Origin of the sequence: Amycolatopsis sp. NPDC059657, from assembly GCF_042734395.1 — a bacterium.
Classification (GTDB): domain Bacteria; phylum Actinomycetota; class Actinomycetes; order Mycobacteriales; family Pseudonocardiaceae; genus Amycolatopsis.
Window position 1 is genome coordinate 1 of sequence record NZ_JBHWEB010000076.1, and the last position, 13,942, is coordinate 13,942.

General features: G+C 68.1%; 10 protein-coding genes. 3 read left to right on the forward strand and 7 right to left on the reverse strand.

All coding sequences use genetic code 11. From position 1 onward, the window contains the following. Positions 1-318 precede the first annotated feature (318 nt). Entirely contained in the window at positions 319-5,268 is a 4,950-nt protein-coding gene (mobF, locus tag ACFV15_RS32180; protein WP_378355055.1) for a MobF family relaxase, read from the forward strand. A 126-nt stretch (positions 5,269-5,394) separates the two neighbouring features. Here mobF and ACFV15_RS32185 read toward each other — a convergent pair whose 3' ends face one another. The 6 genes from ACFV15_RS32185 to ACFV15_RS32210 all read right to left on the reverse strand — a co-directional run bounded on the left by ACFV15_RS32185 (position 5,395) and on the right by ACFV15_RS32210 (position 10,327). Beyond that, a complete protein-coding gene (locus ACFV15_RS32185; RefSeq protein ID WP_378355057.1) occupies positions 5,395-5,739 on the reverse strand; it encodes a hypothetical protein in 345 nt (114 codons plus the stop codon). 47 nt (positions 5,740-5,786) lie between these two features. After that, positions 5,787-6,230 carry a hypothetical protein gene (locus ACFV15_RS32190; RefSeq protein WP_378355058.1) on the reverse strand — a complete coding sequence of 148 codons (444 nt, stop codon included), beginning with the start codon at positions 6,228-6,230 and terminating at the stop codon, positions 5,787-5,789. Between the two features lie 174 nt (positions 6,231-6,404). Next, positions 6,405-6,896, reverse strand: coding sequence for a hypothetical protein (locus ACFV15_RS32195; protein ID WP_378355060.1), 492 nt, complete (start codon positions 6,894-6,896; stop codon positions 6,405-6,407). Positions 6,897-7,077: 181 nt separating this feature from the next. After that, a complete protein-coding gene (locus tag ACFV15_RS32200) occupies positions 7,078-8,004 on the reverse strand; it encodes a hypothetical protein (RefSeq protein ID WP_378355062.1) in 927 nt (308 codons plus the stop codon). Further along, on the reverse strand, positions 8,001-9,842 hold the full coding sequence (locus ACFV15_RS32205) for a type IV secretory system conjugative DNA transfer family protein (RefSeq protein ID WP_378355063.1): 1,842 nt from the start codon (positions 9,840-9,842) through the stop codon (positions 8,001-8,003). The genes ACFV15_RS32200 and ACFV15_RS32205 overlap by 4 nt, the downstream gene beginning before the upstream one ends. 290 nt (positions 9,843-10,132) lie before the next feature. Continuing rightward, on the reverse strand, positions 10,133-10,327 hold the full coding sequence (locus tag ACFV15_RS32210) for a hypothetical protein (protein ID WP_378355064.1): 195 nt from the start codon (positions 10,325-10,327) through the stop codon (positions 10,133-10,135). Between the two features lie 197 nt (positions 10,328-10,524). Between ACFV15_RS32210 and ACFV15_RS32215 the strand changes: the two genes are divergently transcribed. Then, positions 10,525-11,379, forward strand: a complete 855-nt coding sequence (locus tag ACFV15_RS32215; RefSeq protein WP_378355065.1) for a GntR family transcriptional regulator — start codon at positions 10,525-10,527, stop codon at positions 11,377-11,379. 34 nt (positions 11,380-11,413) lie between these two features. Further along, complete coding sequence (locus ACFV15_RS32220) at positions 11,414-12,355, forward strand: NAD(P)-dependent oxidoreductase (protein ID WP_378355067.1); 942 nt, start codon at positions 11,414-11,416, stop codon at positions 12,353-12,355. Positions 12,356-12,433: 78 nt separating this feature from the next. On the opposite strand, the gene ACFV15_RS32225 is transcribed toward ACFV15_RS32220, so the two are convergent. Then, on the reverse strand, positions 12,434-13,597 hold the full coding sequence (locus ACFV15_RS32225) for a hypothetical protein (RefSeq protein WP_378355068.1): 1,164 nt from the start codon (positions 13,595-13,597) through the stop codon (positions 12,434-12,436). Positions 13,598-13,942: the final 345 nt, after the last annotated feature.

Genomic DNA, 13,942 nt, shown 5'->3' on the forward strand with positions numbered 1-13,942 from the left:
CCGGGCCGCGCTGGTCCTCGCGGCTCACCGGGCGAGGCTCGGGTCGCGGCCGCCGTGCCGAGCCGCGCTGGTCCTCGCGGCTCACCGGGCGAGGCCTTCTGTGGGGGAGCCCATCTCCCCCACACCCCCTCTATCGCGTCGGTACCTACGCCTACCGTGTGTCACCTTTTCAAGATTCATGCCCCACCTTTGTATAACGTGTTACTTATTGCTTTGCGTTACCTCTGGCTACTTTTGGTTACTTCGTCTGCCGTTGCTCTAGTTTAGGACGAGGACATGTACCAATGCATAGCCGATATCTGGGGTAAGATCGTCGCCATGCTGCGCATCACTCCGATTTCCGCCGGTGCCGGCGGGGTGGAGTACTTGCTGCGCGCAACGGGGTGCGCGGAGCACGACCACGCGGCGCACACCCGCGAGGCCAAGGACGCCGAGAAGTCGCCGGACGGCGCGGAGTATTTCCTCCGTGCGTCCGGCCACGGCGAGGCCGTTGGGGTGTGGCATGGCAAGGGCCTGGGGATGCTCGGCATCAGCGACGGCGACAAGGTCGACCCGGACGTGATGCGGGCCGTCTACGGGCGCCTGGAGCACCCGGATACCGAGGAGCCGCTCGGCCGTCGCCCGCGCAACTACTCGGTGCTGACCGAGTCGAAGATCGCTGCCGCGCTCGCGAACGAGCCGACCGCGACGGAGGAGCGGCAGGCGGAGATCCGCCGGGAGATGGAGCGTGCGGAGAGGAAGGCGCGTGCGTTCTACGATGTCACCGTCAGCCCCTCGAAGTCGGCATCGGTCTACCGTGCGGCACTCGAAGCCGCGGGTCAGTTCGATCTCGCCGACGCTATGGACGAGGCGCACCGGATCGCCAACGCGGAGATGTTGGCGTTCGCCGAGCGGAACATCGTTTACACGCGTGTCGGCTCGCACACGACGATCAAAGCCACCGGCAAGACGGTCGGCGAGTACGCCGAGATCAAGGGCTTGATCGTCACGTCGTGGGAGCACTCGACCAGCCGCGAAGGCGATCCGCACGCACACATCCACAACGCCGTGCTCAATCGCGTGGAGACGAAAGACGGCAAGATCTACGCGCTCGACGCGCAGGCGTTCAAGTCCATCAAGGGCCAGATGGCCATGGTCTACGAACGCCGCTACGAGGAGGAAGTCACCAAGGCGACTGGCGCCCGCTGGGCATGGCGCCCGGATGGCAAGGCGCGCGAGATCCTCGGCGTCGACCGCGAGCTGTGCGGCAAGTCGTCCGGTCGGTACGCGCAGGTTCAGGCGAACCTGGACAAGCTCCTGGCCGACTACCGCGAGAAGCACGACCGGGAACCGGGCCGGATCGCCATGGCGCGCATGCGCCGCCAGGCCTGGGCCGACGGCAGGCGTTCGAAGTCGCCGCTCTCACCGGCCGCGCAGCGCGAGCGGTACGTCCGCAAGCACGGCGTCGAGACTTTGACCGACGTGGTCACATCGGTGCAGGAAGCCGCCGCGCGGGTCGCGACCGAGGGGCACCCGGACGCGCAGCGCGGGTTCGCGACCGAGGACGAGCTGGTCAAGGCCGCTGTCGAGAACACGCAGTCGCTACACGCGGCCTGGGATGAGACCGCCCTCGCGCTCGAACTCAACAAGCTGGTCGGCGAGGTCTCCTGGGGAGACGAGACCGATGCCGAGATCTCGCGGCTCATCGACCGTGCTCTCGATCCGGAAGGCCCGGCCGGTGTGCTGCCGCTGGTCGGCAACGTGCGCGCGCACGTTCCAGACGCGCTGCGCCACACACCCGGCGGCGACTCGATCTACGCACCCAAGCGCGGCATCATGTACGCCACCCGCGAGCACATGTCCGCCGAAAAGCAGCTGCTTGGCGAAGCCGCGCTCAAGGGCGGCCCCGTGCTCACCGCGGAACGCGCCGCGGAGCTGGAGCTGCAGCTGGCAGAGACGACGTTGCACCCCGACCAGCGCAACGCCGTCATGGGCATCATGACCAGCGGCAGCGCCGCTGACGTGATGATCGGCCCCGCCGGCACCGGCAAGAGCTTCACCGTCGGCAAGCTCGACGAGCTGTGGCGCTCGGAGTTCGGCGCGCCGGTGATGGGCGTCGCGACCTCCCAGCGCGCCACCAACGTGCTCCGCGAAGAAGGCCTCGACGCCCTCAACACCTCGATGTTCCTGCAGGAGTACGGGCCCGGACCCGACGGTCAGGCGCCGAAGCAGACGTTGCCGCGTGGCGTCGCGCTCATCGTGGACGAGGCCGGGATGGCCGACACCAAGCAGCTCGCGAAGATCGCTGAACTGGTGCGCAACGCCGACGGCAAGCTCCTGTACACCGGTGACGACGCGCAGCTCGCCGCCGTCGGGCCGGGCGGCATCCTGCGACTGCTTGCCGCTGACCACGAGCCGTTCGTCCTGGGAGAGGTGCAGCGCTTCAAGGTCGACCCGCTCATCCACACCGAGTACGCCGACGTCCCAGTTCACCAGCTCCCGCTGAGCCCGTGGGAGGGCGAGGCGAGCCTGCGCATGCGTGACGGCGACGCATCCGTGCTCGCCCAGTACGAGCAGGCCGGACGACTGCGCGCCGGCGACATTGCCGAGATGGGCGAGGCCGCGGTGCGCGGCTACATGGCCGACATCATGGCCGGACGCAGCTCCGTCCTGGTCGTATCCAACAACGACCAGGCCGCCGACCTTGGCGGGCAGATCCGAGACGAGCTCGTCGCGCTCGGCAAGGTGGACGCCAAAATTCTCGGAACCCTGCGCGATGAGAACTTCATCGGCGTCGGCGATCAGGTGCAGGCTCGCCTGAACTGGAAGCAGGTACAGTCGACCGACGGCGAGATGCTGGTCAACCGCGAGATCCTTACCGTGCTCGGCAAGAACGAGCGAGGTGATCTGCTGTGCCAGCGGTCCGACAGCGACGCCGTCGTGACCGTGCCCGAAAGCTACTTCAAGCGGCACATGACGCTGGGGTACGCGTCTACGATCCACGCCGTGCAGGGCCGCACTGTCGACACCGCGCACGCGCTCGTTGAGCGCAGCTGGATCCGTAACGGGCTCTACGTGGCGATGACCCGTGGCCGGTACTCCAACATTGCTTACGGCGTGACCGAGGTCGAGCCGGACGCGCACAACCTGGAGCGCTACTCGGTGCAGGCCTCTGACCTGCTGCGCGAGATTCTCTCCTCGGACGGCTCGACGGTCAGCGCCATCGAGTACTGGCGCACCCAGCTCGAATCCGCGGACTCGCTCGAGGAAATGGCGCCGCTGTGGGAGCTGGTCACCCGCGACACCATGGCCGACCGCCACCATGACGTCCTGCTCAGCGCGCTCGGACCCGACCACGTGGATTGGATGACCAAGGAGGACGGCCACGAGCGCCTGCTCAAGGTGCTCCAGCACGTCGAGCTGTCCGGCTACGACGTTCCCAGCGTGGTCAACGCGGTCCTCGGTGACGAGGACCGTCCGCCGCTGAGCAACGCCGAGGACATGTCGGCCGCGCTCGCGTTCCGCGTGCGCAAAGCCATCGACGACCGTGGTCCGCGTCCGGTCCCGAAGTCGTGGCGGGACCGGACGGCGGCCACGCCGGGCACGCGCGGCGAGTTCGTGCGCGAGCTGGGCCAGCTCATGGACGAGCGGGTCGAGATGATGGCGCGCAGCGCCGTCCTGGCGCCGCCGGAGTGGGCGCTGGTGGCTCTCGGACCGATGCCGCCCGAGGACGACGAACGCGCCCGGCTGGGCTGGACGCAGCGTGTCGCGGCCATCGGCGCGTACCGCGAGATGACCGGCATGGACCCCGACCAGATGGGCATCGGGCAGGCTCCCAGCCGCGAGCACGAGCCCGTTCGGCACGTGGCGTGGACGCGCGCCTGGGAGGCACTCGGCCGCCCGGCCGAGACGGCCGACCACCACACCGCGACCGTCGAGGAGCTGCGCGAGCGGATCGTGCGCTGGGAGGCCGAGAAGATCTGGGCGCCGGTGTACGTGTCCGACCAGCTGCAGAAGGCCACCACGCTCGCCGAGGAGTACCGCCGCGAAGCGATGCTGGCCTGGAAGGCCGTCGAGGCCGAACGTCAGATGCTCGGTGACGCCGAGCCGACGCCTGACTTGGCCAAGCTGGTCGCCGACGCCGAGCTCGCGGACCGCCAGTTCGAACGGTTCGCCGAGGCGACCCGGCGCTACGAGCGGCTGCAGACCGCTCGCGATGCGTGGGTAGCACGCACCAGCGACCTGGCCGACTCGGCGGCCTCCGCCGTCGACGAGCTCATCCGACGCGAGGAGGAGCTGGACGCGGCAACGCCGGCGGCCGAGCAGCAGCCGATCTTCGACATCGAGGACGACCGCGTGGTCCTGCCCGACTATGTCGCGCAGGACGCGCTCGAACTCGACGACGGCTACGTCCTGCCACCGGAGCCCGACGCGGAGTACGACGAACCGGACTTCGACGAGCCCGACTACGAGGACACCAGCGAGCAGCCTGTCGAGGACGACCGCACCGTCGACATCCGCGACGAGGTCGAGATTTTCGACGGCGAGCTGATGCCGGTCGAGACCGCCGAAGCGGCCGACGTCGCAGCCCTGCCCGACTACGTGGAGATCGTCAGCGAGGCCCGGAACACCGAGATCAACGACGACGTGGCCGATGACGTCGAGGTGCTCGACGGTGAACTGCTCGACCTCGAACCCGCTGTTCAGGCCGAGCACGACCGCGCGGCCGCCGAGGCGGAAGACCGCGAGATCGTCGACGCCGACGTGATCGAGGAGCACGAGGACACCGCGGCCGAGGTAACCGACGAGACCGACATCCCGCTGCCCCCCGAACCCGAAGTCGACCTCACCGACGAGGTCGAGGAGAACGTCGCGAAGGACGAGACGGCCGAAGCCGAGAAGGACCCCGCCAAGGGCGACTACGGCACCGACTACCGACTCGACATGCCCGAACACGACGCCCAGTACCCGGCGCCGGCCGAGCCGGACGACCCGAACCAGCTGGCGCTGTTCGAGCCGGAACCCACGGCCGAGGACCGCATCAGCGCTGGTCAGGTTCGCCCCGACCTGGACATGACAATGGCCCAGGCCGAGACGCGCGCCGAGCTGAAAGAGCAGATGGCCGGGACGCGGCAGCTGGCCGCCGACTACGCCGCGGCCCGCGACGCCGACACGGACGCCGAACGGCGACGCCAGGAACGGATGCGCGACGACCGCCAAGCTGCGGCGCCCGCCGACCGTACGCACGAGCACCAGGCCAGCGGCGACCGCGAAGCCGTCGCACGCTAGCCGCCCTGCCTATTTGAGCGCACGCAACGTCAGCCGCGCGTTGCGGCACATGAAGATCCGGGGCGTGACCGAGCAGGAAGTCGAGCGGACCCTCATTGCCGACGACGATCCCTGATCGGCGTTTTGTCAGGAGCGAGGCGGCTCATCGGCGGGTGAGGCGAGGCCTTCGGCGACCATCTGCTGCGATACCCGCAGAACGTCTTCAGTAGACATGCCCGCGATGATCGCCAGCTCGTCGGCTGGATACGGCCCGGCACCGTGCTGCTCGACCACACGCCGAATCGCCTGGAAGACGTCCGCGTCATGGATTTCCTTCGTGATCGGCTCCAGCTCGCGCAGCAGCTGGTCCAGCCAGGAGGTGTCCTCGCCGGCGGCCACGCGCCGCGCGCGCTCGATCCGTGTGTTCGCCAGCAGCTCGGCGGCCTGAGCAGCCACGTGGGCAATGAGCCGGTCTCGTTCGGGCTCATCCATGAGTTCCAGGCTGCGCCTCGCTCGCCGAGCTGTCCAGGGGCGTCGCGTCACTTCCGCATCTCTGTGCCGCTTGGTTCCTGGCGCTGCTCGGCAAGTTCGCTGGACAGCAGTTGCAGGCCCTCCACGACGACCTGGTACGCCAGTGTCAGCACCGAGGTCCCGGCACGATCGAGGTGCGCGCGCACGAAATCCTGCGCCTCCGATGGCTGACCGGACATGTGGAAGTGCATCGCCCACCCGATGATGAACGTGGGATCCGGCTTTGGGGTGTAGCGGTAGCCGAGTGGGCTCTTCGGGCTGGCAAACCCGGCCCGCCTCAACGCCTCGCCGAGCAGCCGGGGCACCGCGAACGCGGCCTCGGTGAGCCGCTCCGCTCCCTCTCGGGTGGGCTCAGCGCCGAACAGTTCGACCAGCTGTTCCGACGCGGCGTCCCGATCGTCGATCGCGGTGGTGGCGATCCGGGTCAAGGATTCGTCCAGGGACTCGGGCATCGTCTGATCCTGGCACTCAGTGTGGGCGCTGAGAAGACAGACCGCCCCCGGCCGGTCCTAATCCGAGCCCGCTAGTGAACCCGGTCGAGCGTCGCCTCGGTGCCTACGAGTATCGCGTCGTCGCGAGTTCGCATCCGCTGCGACTCGCGACGCTCCGGGTTCGAAAACAGGCTCTTAGCGAAGTGCCTCACGGCGGCGCCGCTCCTCCGCGTGCAAGGCCTTGATCCGCTCGACCGTGTCGGGGTCGTCGACGACCTGCATGCGACCGTCGACTCGCTTGCGACCCGCCAAGGGCAATCCAGCGCAGTCACGGAGGTGCCGCTGTTGCACTCGGTACTCGTCGCAGATGTAGTCGGCATCGTCGGTTCGGACATAGCGAACGTGCTGGATTCTCCACGCGTTTTCGATCAGGTCCCGCGTTGGCAGAGTCCCGTCCGGCAGCAGGTTGCCGGGCATGATCATGGTCGGTCCTGGCCAGACGAGGTACCGCTCGTCGAGATCACGAGGCAGGTGCGCGTCGTCCGGGATCGTCGAGTAGTCCGGGGTGACCCAGGGCGAGTCGGCGTCGACGTCCGCGGCCGCCGTGTTCGCGGCGTCGACGGTCGAGCGGCGGGCCCAAGGTCCGTCGTTCGGGTCGAACGCTCGCTCGCTGAACGTCACCGGCATATCGCCCAGGATAAGGCCAGGCAGCGGGTACGAACACGCCTTCCGGCGCAGTTCGGCGGGTGAACCCGGGGCGAACCCGGGGCTGCGCTGCAAAAACGTACGTTTTTGCAGCGCAGCCGAGGCGTATACGGCTGATGGCCGCTCGACGGGGTGCCGAGCGGCCATCAGGGCCTTGAGCTGGTCAGTCGTTCGGGTCCGCGCCCACTTCGTCCTCGTACCGTGCGGCGAGTCGGTCGGCCGCTTCTGCTTCGGCGGCGGCTTTCGCCTTCGCCGCGGCTTCCTCTCGTGCTCGACGTTGCCCGATGTCGAGGCGTCGGGCGTGCTCGAAGTGCGGCCACCAGTACTCGGGTTTCGCGAGCTCGCTCGCGGGATCGTCGACCTGGACCGCGCCGGTCATCGGAGTCAGCGGGGCGTACGCGGTCCCCGGCGCAGGCAGGGGCGGAGCCGGATATTGCGGCTGGCCCAGCGGCACCGGCGGGTACGTCGCCGCGCCCTGCAGGGAGGGCGGCTGCAGTGGCGTGCCCTGCTGAGGGGCGAGCGGAGGTGCCTGGCGCGCGCCAGGCAGCGGCTTGCCGAGGTGCATGCCAGGGGAGCACCGCTCCACGGTCGGGGTCAACGTCGAGGCCTCGCGCATGATGGCGTCCCCGATCTCGCGCATGGCATCGGCTCGCCACCGCGTGTACCACTCGGCCGCCATGCTCGGCACGGCGCGCGGCGCCTGCATCAGGTGCCAGTACCGCTTGAGCCACAACAGGTTCTCCACCGCGCCGACGTGTAGAGCCCAGCAGTCAACGAGCTCGCGGCGGTTCGGGTGGAACCGGGCGACGAGGATGTCGCGCACCCAGGCGCCGAGCGCGTCCCAGAGCTTCTCGGCGTCTTCGGCCGGGCAGGTCGCCCAGTTGATGGCCGGGTACTTCGCTTCCTCGGGCTGCTCGGCGAGCAACATGTTGACGTGCTCGCGCATCTCGGCAACCAGCCACGTCAACAGCTCGTTGTTGGGCATGAGCTCGCTCAACATCTGGCCGTGATCGTGCAGCCAGACCTGGTGCCTACCGGTGGTGTCCCGCATCTCCGTCGCGAGGTCGAGCAGCGCGTCGTCGCTGGTCATGCGCTCACCTTCTGCGGCTCAGCCGCGGGCTGGGATGGCTGAGCCGGTCCGTACAGCTGGTTCGAGTCGAGGTAGCCGCGCTCGGGCTCCTTGCCCGCCGCGAGCCGGTCCCGCATCCGCGTCGCCCGGATCTGGCCTTTCTCGTAGCTGACCACGAACGCGCGGGCGCCCGAGGTGATGATCAGGGCGTGCTGCGGTGGCAGCATCCGAATCTCGGCCTGCGGCATGATCCGCTTTTCGCGCTCGGTGGTGTTCTCCGAGACGCTCACGCCGCCGGCGTGCACTGACCGGCCGACGGACTCGATCTCCTCGTCGCGGAACCCGCACAGGTTCGAGATCTTCGTTAGGTCCTCGTCGTTTTTGAGTCCTGCCAGGACAAACAGCGTGCCGAAGACGCTTTCGATCGTGCCCGCGCCGATCGTGCCCCAGCGTTCGCGTAGCTGGTCGAACGTCTGCACCGCCGCGACGAGCCAGATGCCCGCCGAGCGCGCGGTCGCGCCCCATCCCGGCAGGTCGACGGGGGTGATCTTGGCGACCTCGTCGAGGATCATCGCGAAGGTCGGGTCCAAGCGCCGGGCGGGCTGCTCGGCCGCCATGACGGTGGCTTCGCTGTAGATGTAGTTCGTCAAGGCGCTCAGCAGCGGCGCGATGGTGTCGTTCTCGTCCGAGCCGACCAGGTAGAGCGTGCCGCGGTTGCGGATGAACTCGCGCACGTCGAACGTGCTGCCGCTGCCCTTCTGGCACACGGCCGCGACAGCCGGATCGGACATGAACGCCACCGAGGACTGCGCGAGCGACCAGATCGAGCCCCGCATCCTGTCGGCGGGCGAGCGAATCTCCGCCTGCAAGGCGTTGGCCCAGCCCGGCGGCACGTAGGAGGCGAACCGCTGGTCACGCAGCACGGTCAGGGCCTCCTCGTTCTGCACGTCGGCCAGCCAATAGGCCACTGTGGACAGATCGCCGCCGATCAGCCGGGCCGCCATCAAGTACTTCGACAAGATCTCGACGCATTTCTCGCCCCACGAGGCCTCTTGCATGGCCGTGATCGCCTTCGTGCCGTGCACAAGCGCGCGAGCGCGGGCGGTCGCGACGTTGTAGTGCTCGCAGCCGATCACCGGGTCCCAGGTCAACGTGGACGCCACGTTGTCCAGGCGCTGGGGATTGAACAGCAGCACCGGGCCGCGCTCGGCGCGGATCTTCGCGGTGTGCTCGTAGACGTCGAGCTTCGTCGTCGCCGTCAGCACCGCGCCGGGCGCGTCGAGTACCCAGTGGATCAGCTTCGCTGTTTTCCCGGCGCCGGGCGGGCCGATGACCAGGCAGCCCTTCTCGAACGAGCTCCACGCGTCGCGGCGGCGCATCCGCAGGCTCTCGCCGGTCTCGATGCGGCCGAGGTGGCAGCCGTAGTCGGTCGGGCGACGCTTGTAGCCGCCGCGGAACTGCTTGTCGACCAGCGACGGCCGCACCAGGGCACCGAGTCCCCGGTTGCCGCCCTTGACCTTGTTGCTCATGATGACGTTCGCGCCGAGGTGGTCGCGGTAGTCGTTCCAGGTCGCCCAGCCGGGCGCGTGGAACGTGGCGCGGCGCTGGTAGGTGCGGGAGCCGTGCCAGCGGTACTGCGCGACGGCGGCCGCGACGAGCAGCCCGCCGACGCCGGCGCCCGCGCCGGTGACGACCGAGAAGGCTTCGCCGAACCCACCCGCGTAGATCGAGTTCGGGCCGTCGAGCGGAATCTGGTTGAGCGCGACGCATCCCGCGCCCGCGATTCCGCCGACGACGCCCATTTTGACGTCGTCCTTGCGCAGAGACCGGGTGTCCCTGCGAGACTTGTTGCTAGCCATTGGTGTCTCCTCCCCCTTCGAGAGGCCGGTGGTTGTCTCGCCCGGGAAGCACGGACCAGGTGCTCCCGGGCGTCTTACTGATCTAGACCTGCACGTTACGCCTGGTCAGGCGTCAGATGCAGGAGCAAGCGACGTCGCCGCGACCGTGGGCAGCTTCGCCCACCGCGGGTCTCGATAAGTCCGGCTGAGCCCGAATCGGCCCGTCCGGGCGGACTTCCATCCGCGTTGCTGAGCTCGTTGGTCTTCGCCGAGGCCGAGCTGGCGGTCGAGCGCCGCGAGCGCCCGCCGGATCACTGGGCACCGCCCGCGACCTGCGTGCCCTTGATGTGCACGAACGCCAAGAATTCCTGGCCAATCGGCGTGAGCACGAAGAAGAGGAGCGCCAGCACGGTGAGGATCACCGCAGGCGCGGCGTTCCGGCCGAACTTGGTGGTGACCCACGCTGCGAGCGTGAAGGCCCCTGTCAGCCAGTACATGATCGTCATCTCGGTCCCCTTCGGTGTTGCCCTCGCCTTGATGTATCAGACTGTATCAATCTGTATCAGTGATACACAACCCTTGATTCAAAAACTTTCCTGGTCAGTCTGCTGAGGCGAGGTTCACCCTGTGGGCTGTGTGTAACAGCTGATTCAGTCTGATACGGTCTGATACAGACTTGCTGGGGACAAGGGAGAGGGACGCTATGGCCGACGTCATCGAGCTGCAGCGGGGAAACAACAGCGTGCTGGAAGTAGCCCGCATCCTGCGGACCGACATCGAAGCGGGCCGATACCGGCACCAGGAGCAGCTCGCGCCCACGCGCGTGCTCGCCCAGCAGTGCGGAACCAGCATCGCGACGATCAGCCGCGCCCTGGATCTCCTGGTCAAAGAGGGTCTGGTCGTGACGAAGCCCCGCGCGGGCAGCTTCGTCAACATCCCCGGCGCCGACCAGCAGGCCGGCGCCGCACGCGGCCGTACCCGCCAGATCAAGGTGATCGTGGCTGGCTACGCCGGATCCGGAAAGACCGAGGTCGGCCGGATCATCTCCCGGCTGACCGGATGGGCGATGGAGGACAAGGACACCGGCACTCGCCCGGTCGTCGAGGCGATGCTGCGCGCTCTCGGCCGCAGCCCGCACGACCGCGAGTCCGAGGTCTACCTCGAGCAGGTTCGCCCTGCCGAGTACGAGGCGCTGCGCGAACTCGCCCTCGAAAACCTGTCCTGCGGGAACAGCGTTGTGGCCACCGCGCCGTACCTGCGCGAGCTCGCCGACCGACAGTGGTGCCAGCGCGAGCAAGCCGACGCCGACGCCCTCGGCGTCGAATTGCGCGTCATCTGGGTTCGCACCGACGCCGACAGCATGCTCGTCTACCTCAAGCGCCGCGGAGCCGCCCGCGACACCCACAAGCTCGAACACTGGGACGAGTACGTGGCGAACGTGCGCTTTGACTTCACCCCCGAGATGCCCCACCACGTACTGGACAACTCGATACAGGACCCGCCCCTGCAAACCCAGGTCGAGCAGCTGCTGGAACGCTGGGGCGTACCGACCCGCTGATGACCAGCGGGTCCGTTGCGAGGAGGAACCCGCCGTGCGCGTCCTGGTCAGCAGCGAACCCGATGACGAAGCGGGCGCGAAGCTGCTCGCCGAGCTGCCAGAGGTCGAGGTGATCCGCTACGACCCGACCGCCGAGCAGCTCGACGCCGAGCAGCGGACCGCCCACGTGCTCATCCCGCCGTACCGAGGCAGCCACCGGCCAATCCGCCTGCTCACGCAGCTTCCCGACCTCGTCCACGTGCAGCTGCTCACCGCCGGCGCCGACGAATGGTCCGGCGACGTCCCCGCCGACATCCAGCTCGCCACCGCACGCGGCGCCGTCGTCGGCCCCGTCAGCGAATGGGTGCTCTCGGCCGCGCTGACGCTCTACCGGCAATGGCCGAACCTCGTGCGATACCAGGACACCGGCACCTGGGCGCACCGCCGCCCTGGCACGGCCGCCGAGACGGTGGCAGGCAAGAAAGTCCTCATCATCGGCGCGGGCGCGATCGGTATGGGCGTGGCCGACAAGCTGGCCCCTTTCGACGCCCAGACCACGCTCGTCGCCAGCACCGCCCGCGGGCCGGTGCACTCCCCCGACGCGCTCCCCGATCTGCTGCCGCAGCACCAGATCGTCGTGCTCACCCTGCCGCTCACCGCCGAAACGACCGGCATGGTCGACGCCAAGTTCCTGGCAGCCATGCCCGACGACGCGCTGCTCATCAACGCCTCACGCGGCCGCATCGTCGACACCGCCGCCCTGGTCAACGAGCTGTCGACCGGTCGAATCCGGGCAGCGCTCGACGTCACCGACCCCGAACCACTGCCCGCAGACCATCCACTGTGGACATGTCCGGGCGTCATCATCAGCCCGCACATGGCGCGCACCGTGCCCGGAACCAACCGCCTCTGCTACGCCGTCGCCGCCGAGCAAATCAAGGAAGTCATCTTCGGCGGCACGCCCACCAACGTCGTGACTACTCGCCGCACGAAATAACGGCCCGCCAACACAAAGAGCCCCGGAGCACGATGCTCCGGGGCTCTTCTGCTCGACCGACGAGCGGCCGCTCGTCAGCTACTGCGCGGCACGCAAAAGCGTCACCTGCGTAGAAGGCGCCTGGTCAAGCCCTGGCCCGGCGATCTGCAGATCGCCGCGGACGATGGCCTTCATCAGGTCGCGGATCGAGTTGGCGATCGGCTTGGACACCTTGAGGTGCGTGGCGAGCTGGCCGCCGGCGGGAACGCCGCAGCCGTCGGGCGCCGTCGACGGCTGCAGGACGCCCTCCTCCAGCAGCGCGAACGCGCGCTGAGCTTGCCCGAGGAGGACGAGGTTCGTCTCGCTCAGGGCGAACGTCGGCTTTGGCTTGGTGGCCGCCACCAGCGTCAGCGACAGGCTCCTGGTCGACCAGTTGTAGACCCACAGCAGCACGGCCACCGCCAGCGGCGGCACCATGTACTCGAATGCTTTCCCGAGATTCCCGTGCGCAATCTGCGGGATCGTGTTCAGCCCAAGCGAGACGAGCGTCAAGACGAGTTCGAGCGCATAACCGCCGAACCGGCCGAGCCGTCCCGCAGTCCGCTCGTCCACCTGCTGCCAGCGGCTCATCGTCGCCGAGGTCAGCATCAGCACCAGCAGACCGCCGAGCAGCATGCCGTCGATCCCGTACGCGATCCAGTACAACGGTTCGCTCATGTCGTTGCTCGGTACGAGGTTGTGCTGAACATTCACGCCTGACCACGCCATACCGATCGCCACCAACGCGACCAGGGTGCGCTTCGTCCACGCCAGCTGGCGCGCCAGCTGCGCGGTCTTGATGTCATGGCTGGTCAAACGCTCCGACTGAGCCGCCGCTCGGTCACGCCAGCGGTTCATGTCAGCGTCGGCGTAAGCCTGCTTCAACTGCTCACGAGCCTTGAGATTCTCGATCTTCCGCGCCTGGCGATCCTCCGCCCACGCGCGACGCGACGCCGCCCGTGCACGACGACGCCGCTGACCACGCACGAGAGCGCGCTCATGCGAGGTCAGTCGAGATTCCCGCTTCAGCTCCTTCTCAGGCAGCACCTGCCGCCGGAGCTCGACCAGTTCGGGCTGAGCGGCCACTCGGATTCGGAGCTCGGCGAGCTCCTCCGCGAGCCCGACGGACCCTCGTTTGTCCAGTGACTTTCCCTTGGACTCGCCTTCGTCAGCGGCGGAAATGTTTCCGCTGGTAGTGAAGGCCCTATCATCAGTTACGGACATCGTGGAGCACCCTTTCCTTTGTCCACGCTCCGGACCGGTGTGCCTGCACCGGCCCGGAGCATCTCCTCATTACGAACCGCGTTTTTGTGCCCTCGCCGGGACGAGCTTGTAGATCCACGTCGGCGTTACGTTCCAGGCCTTTGCAAGGTCCTCGGTCGAAACTTCCGCAGCTCGGGATTCCTTGATTGCTTGCCGGACATCACGCCTGACAACGTCCTCCAGGAGCTCGGTGAGGCGACGCATCCGTGCGATTGCCTCCCATGACCGCTCTCCCGCTGGTGGAACAGCGAGTTCCGCGATCAGGGCGTTTTCACGACGACTGGCCTCGCTCGCCGTTGGCCCCTC

What these genes read in the sequence shown, in the direction of transcription:
- mobF (WP_378355055.1), top strand. Translation starts at nt 319, where the DNA reads ATGCTGCGCATCACTCCGATTTCCGCCGGTGCCGGCGGGGTGGAGTAC.
- ACFV15_RS32185 (WP_378355057.1), bottom strand. Translation starts at nt 5,739, where the DNA reads ATGGATGAGCCCGAACGAGACCGGCTCATTGCCCACGTGGCTGCTCAG.
- ACFV15_RS32190 (WP_378355058.1), bottom strand. Translation starts at nt 6,230, where the DNA reads ATGCCCGAGTCCCTGGACGAATCCTTGACCCGGATCGCCACCACCGCG.
- ACFV15_RS32195 (WP_378355060.1), bottom strand. Translation starts at nt 6,896, where the DNA reads ATGCCGGTGACGTTCAGCGAGCGAGCGTTCGACCCGAACGACGGACCT.
- ACFV15_RS32200 (WP_378355062.1), bottom strand. Translation starts at nt 8,004, where the DNA reads ATGACCAGCGACGACGCGCTGCTCGACCTCGCGACGGAGATGCGGGAC.
- ACFV15_RS32205 (WP_378355063.1), bottom strand. Translation starts at nt 9,842, where the DNA reads ATGGCTAGCAACAAGTCTCGCAGGGACACCCGGTCTCTGCGCAAGGAC.
- ACFV15_RS32210 (WP_378355064.1), bottom strand. Translation starts at nt 10,327, where the DNA reads ATGACGATCATGTACTGGCTGACAGGGGCCTTCACGCTCGCAGCGTGG.
- ACFV15_RS32215 (WP_378355065.1), top strand. Translation starts at nt 10,525, where the DNA reads ATGGCCGACGTCATCGAGCTGCAGCGGGGAAACAACAGCGTGCTGGAA.
- ACFV15_RS32225 (WP_378355068.1), bottom strand. Translation starts at nt 13,597, where the DNA reads ATGTCCGTAACTGATGATAGGGCCTTCACTACCAGCGGAAACATTTCC.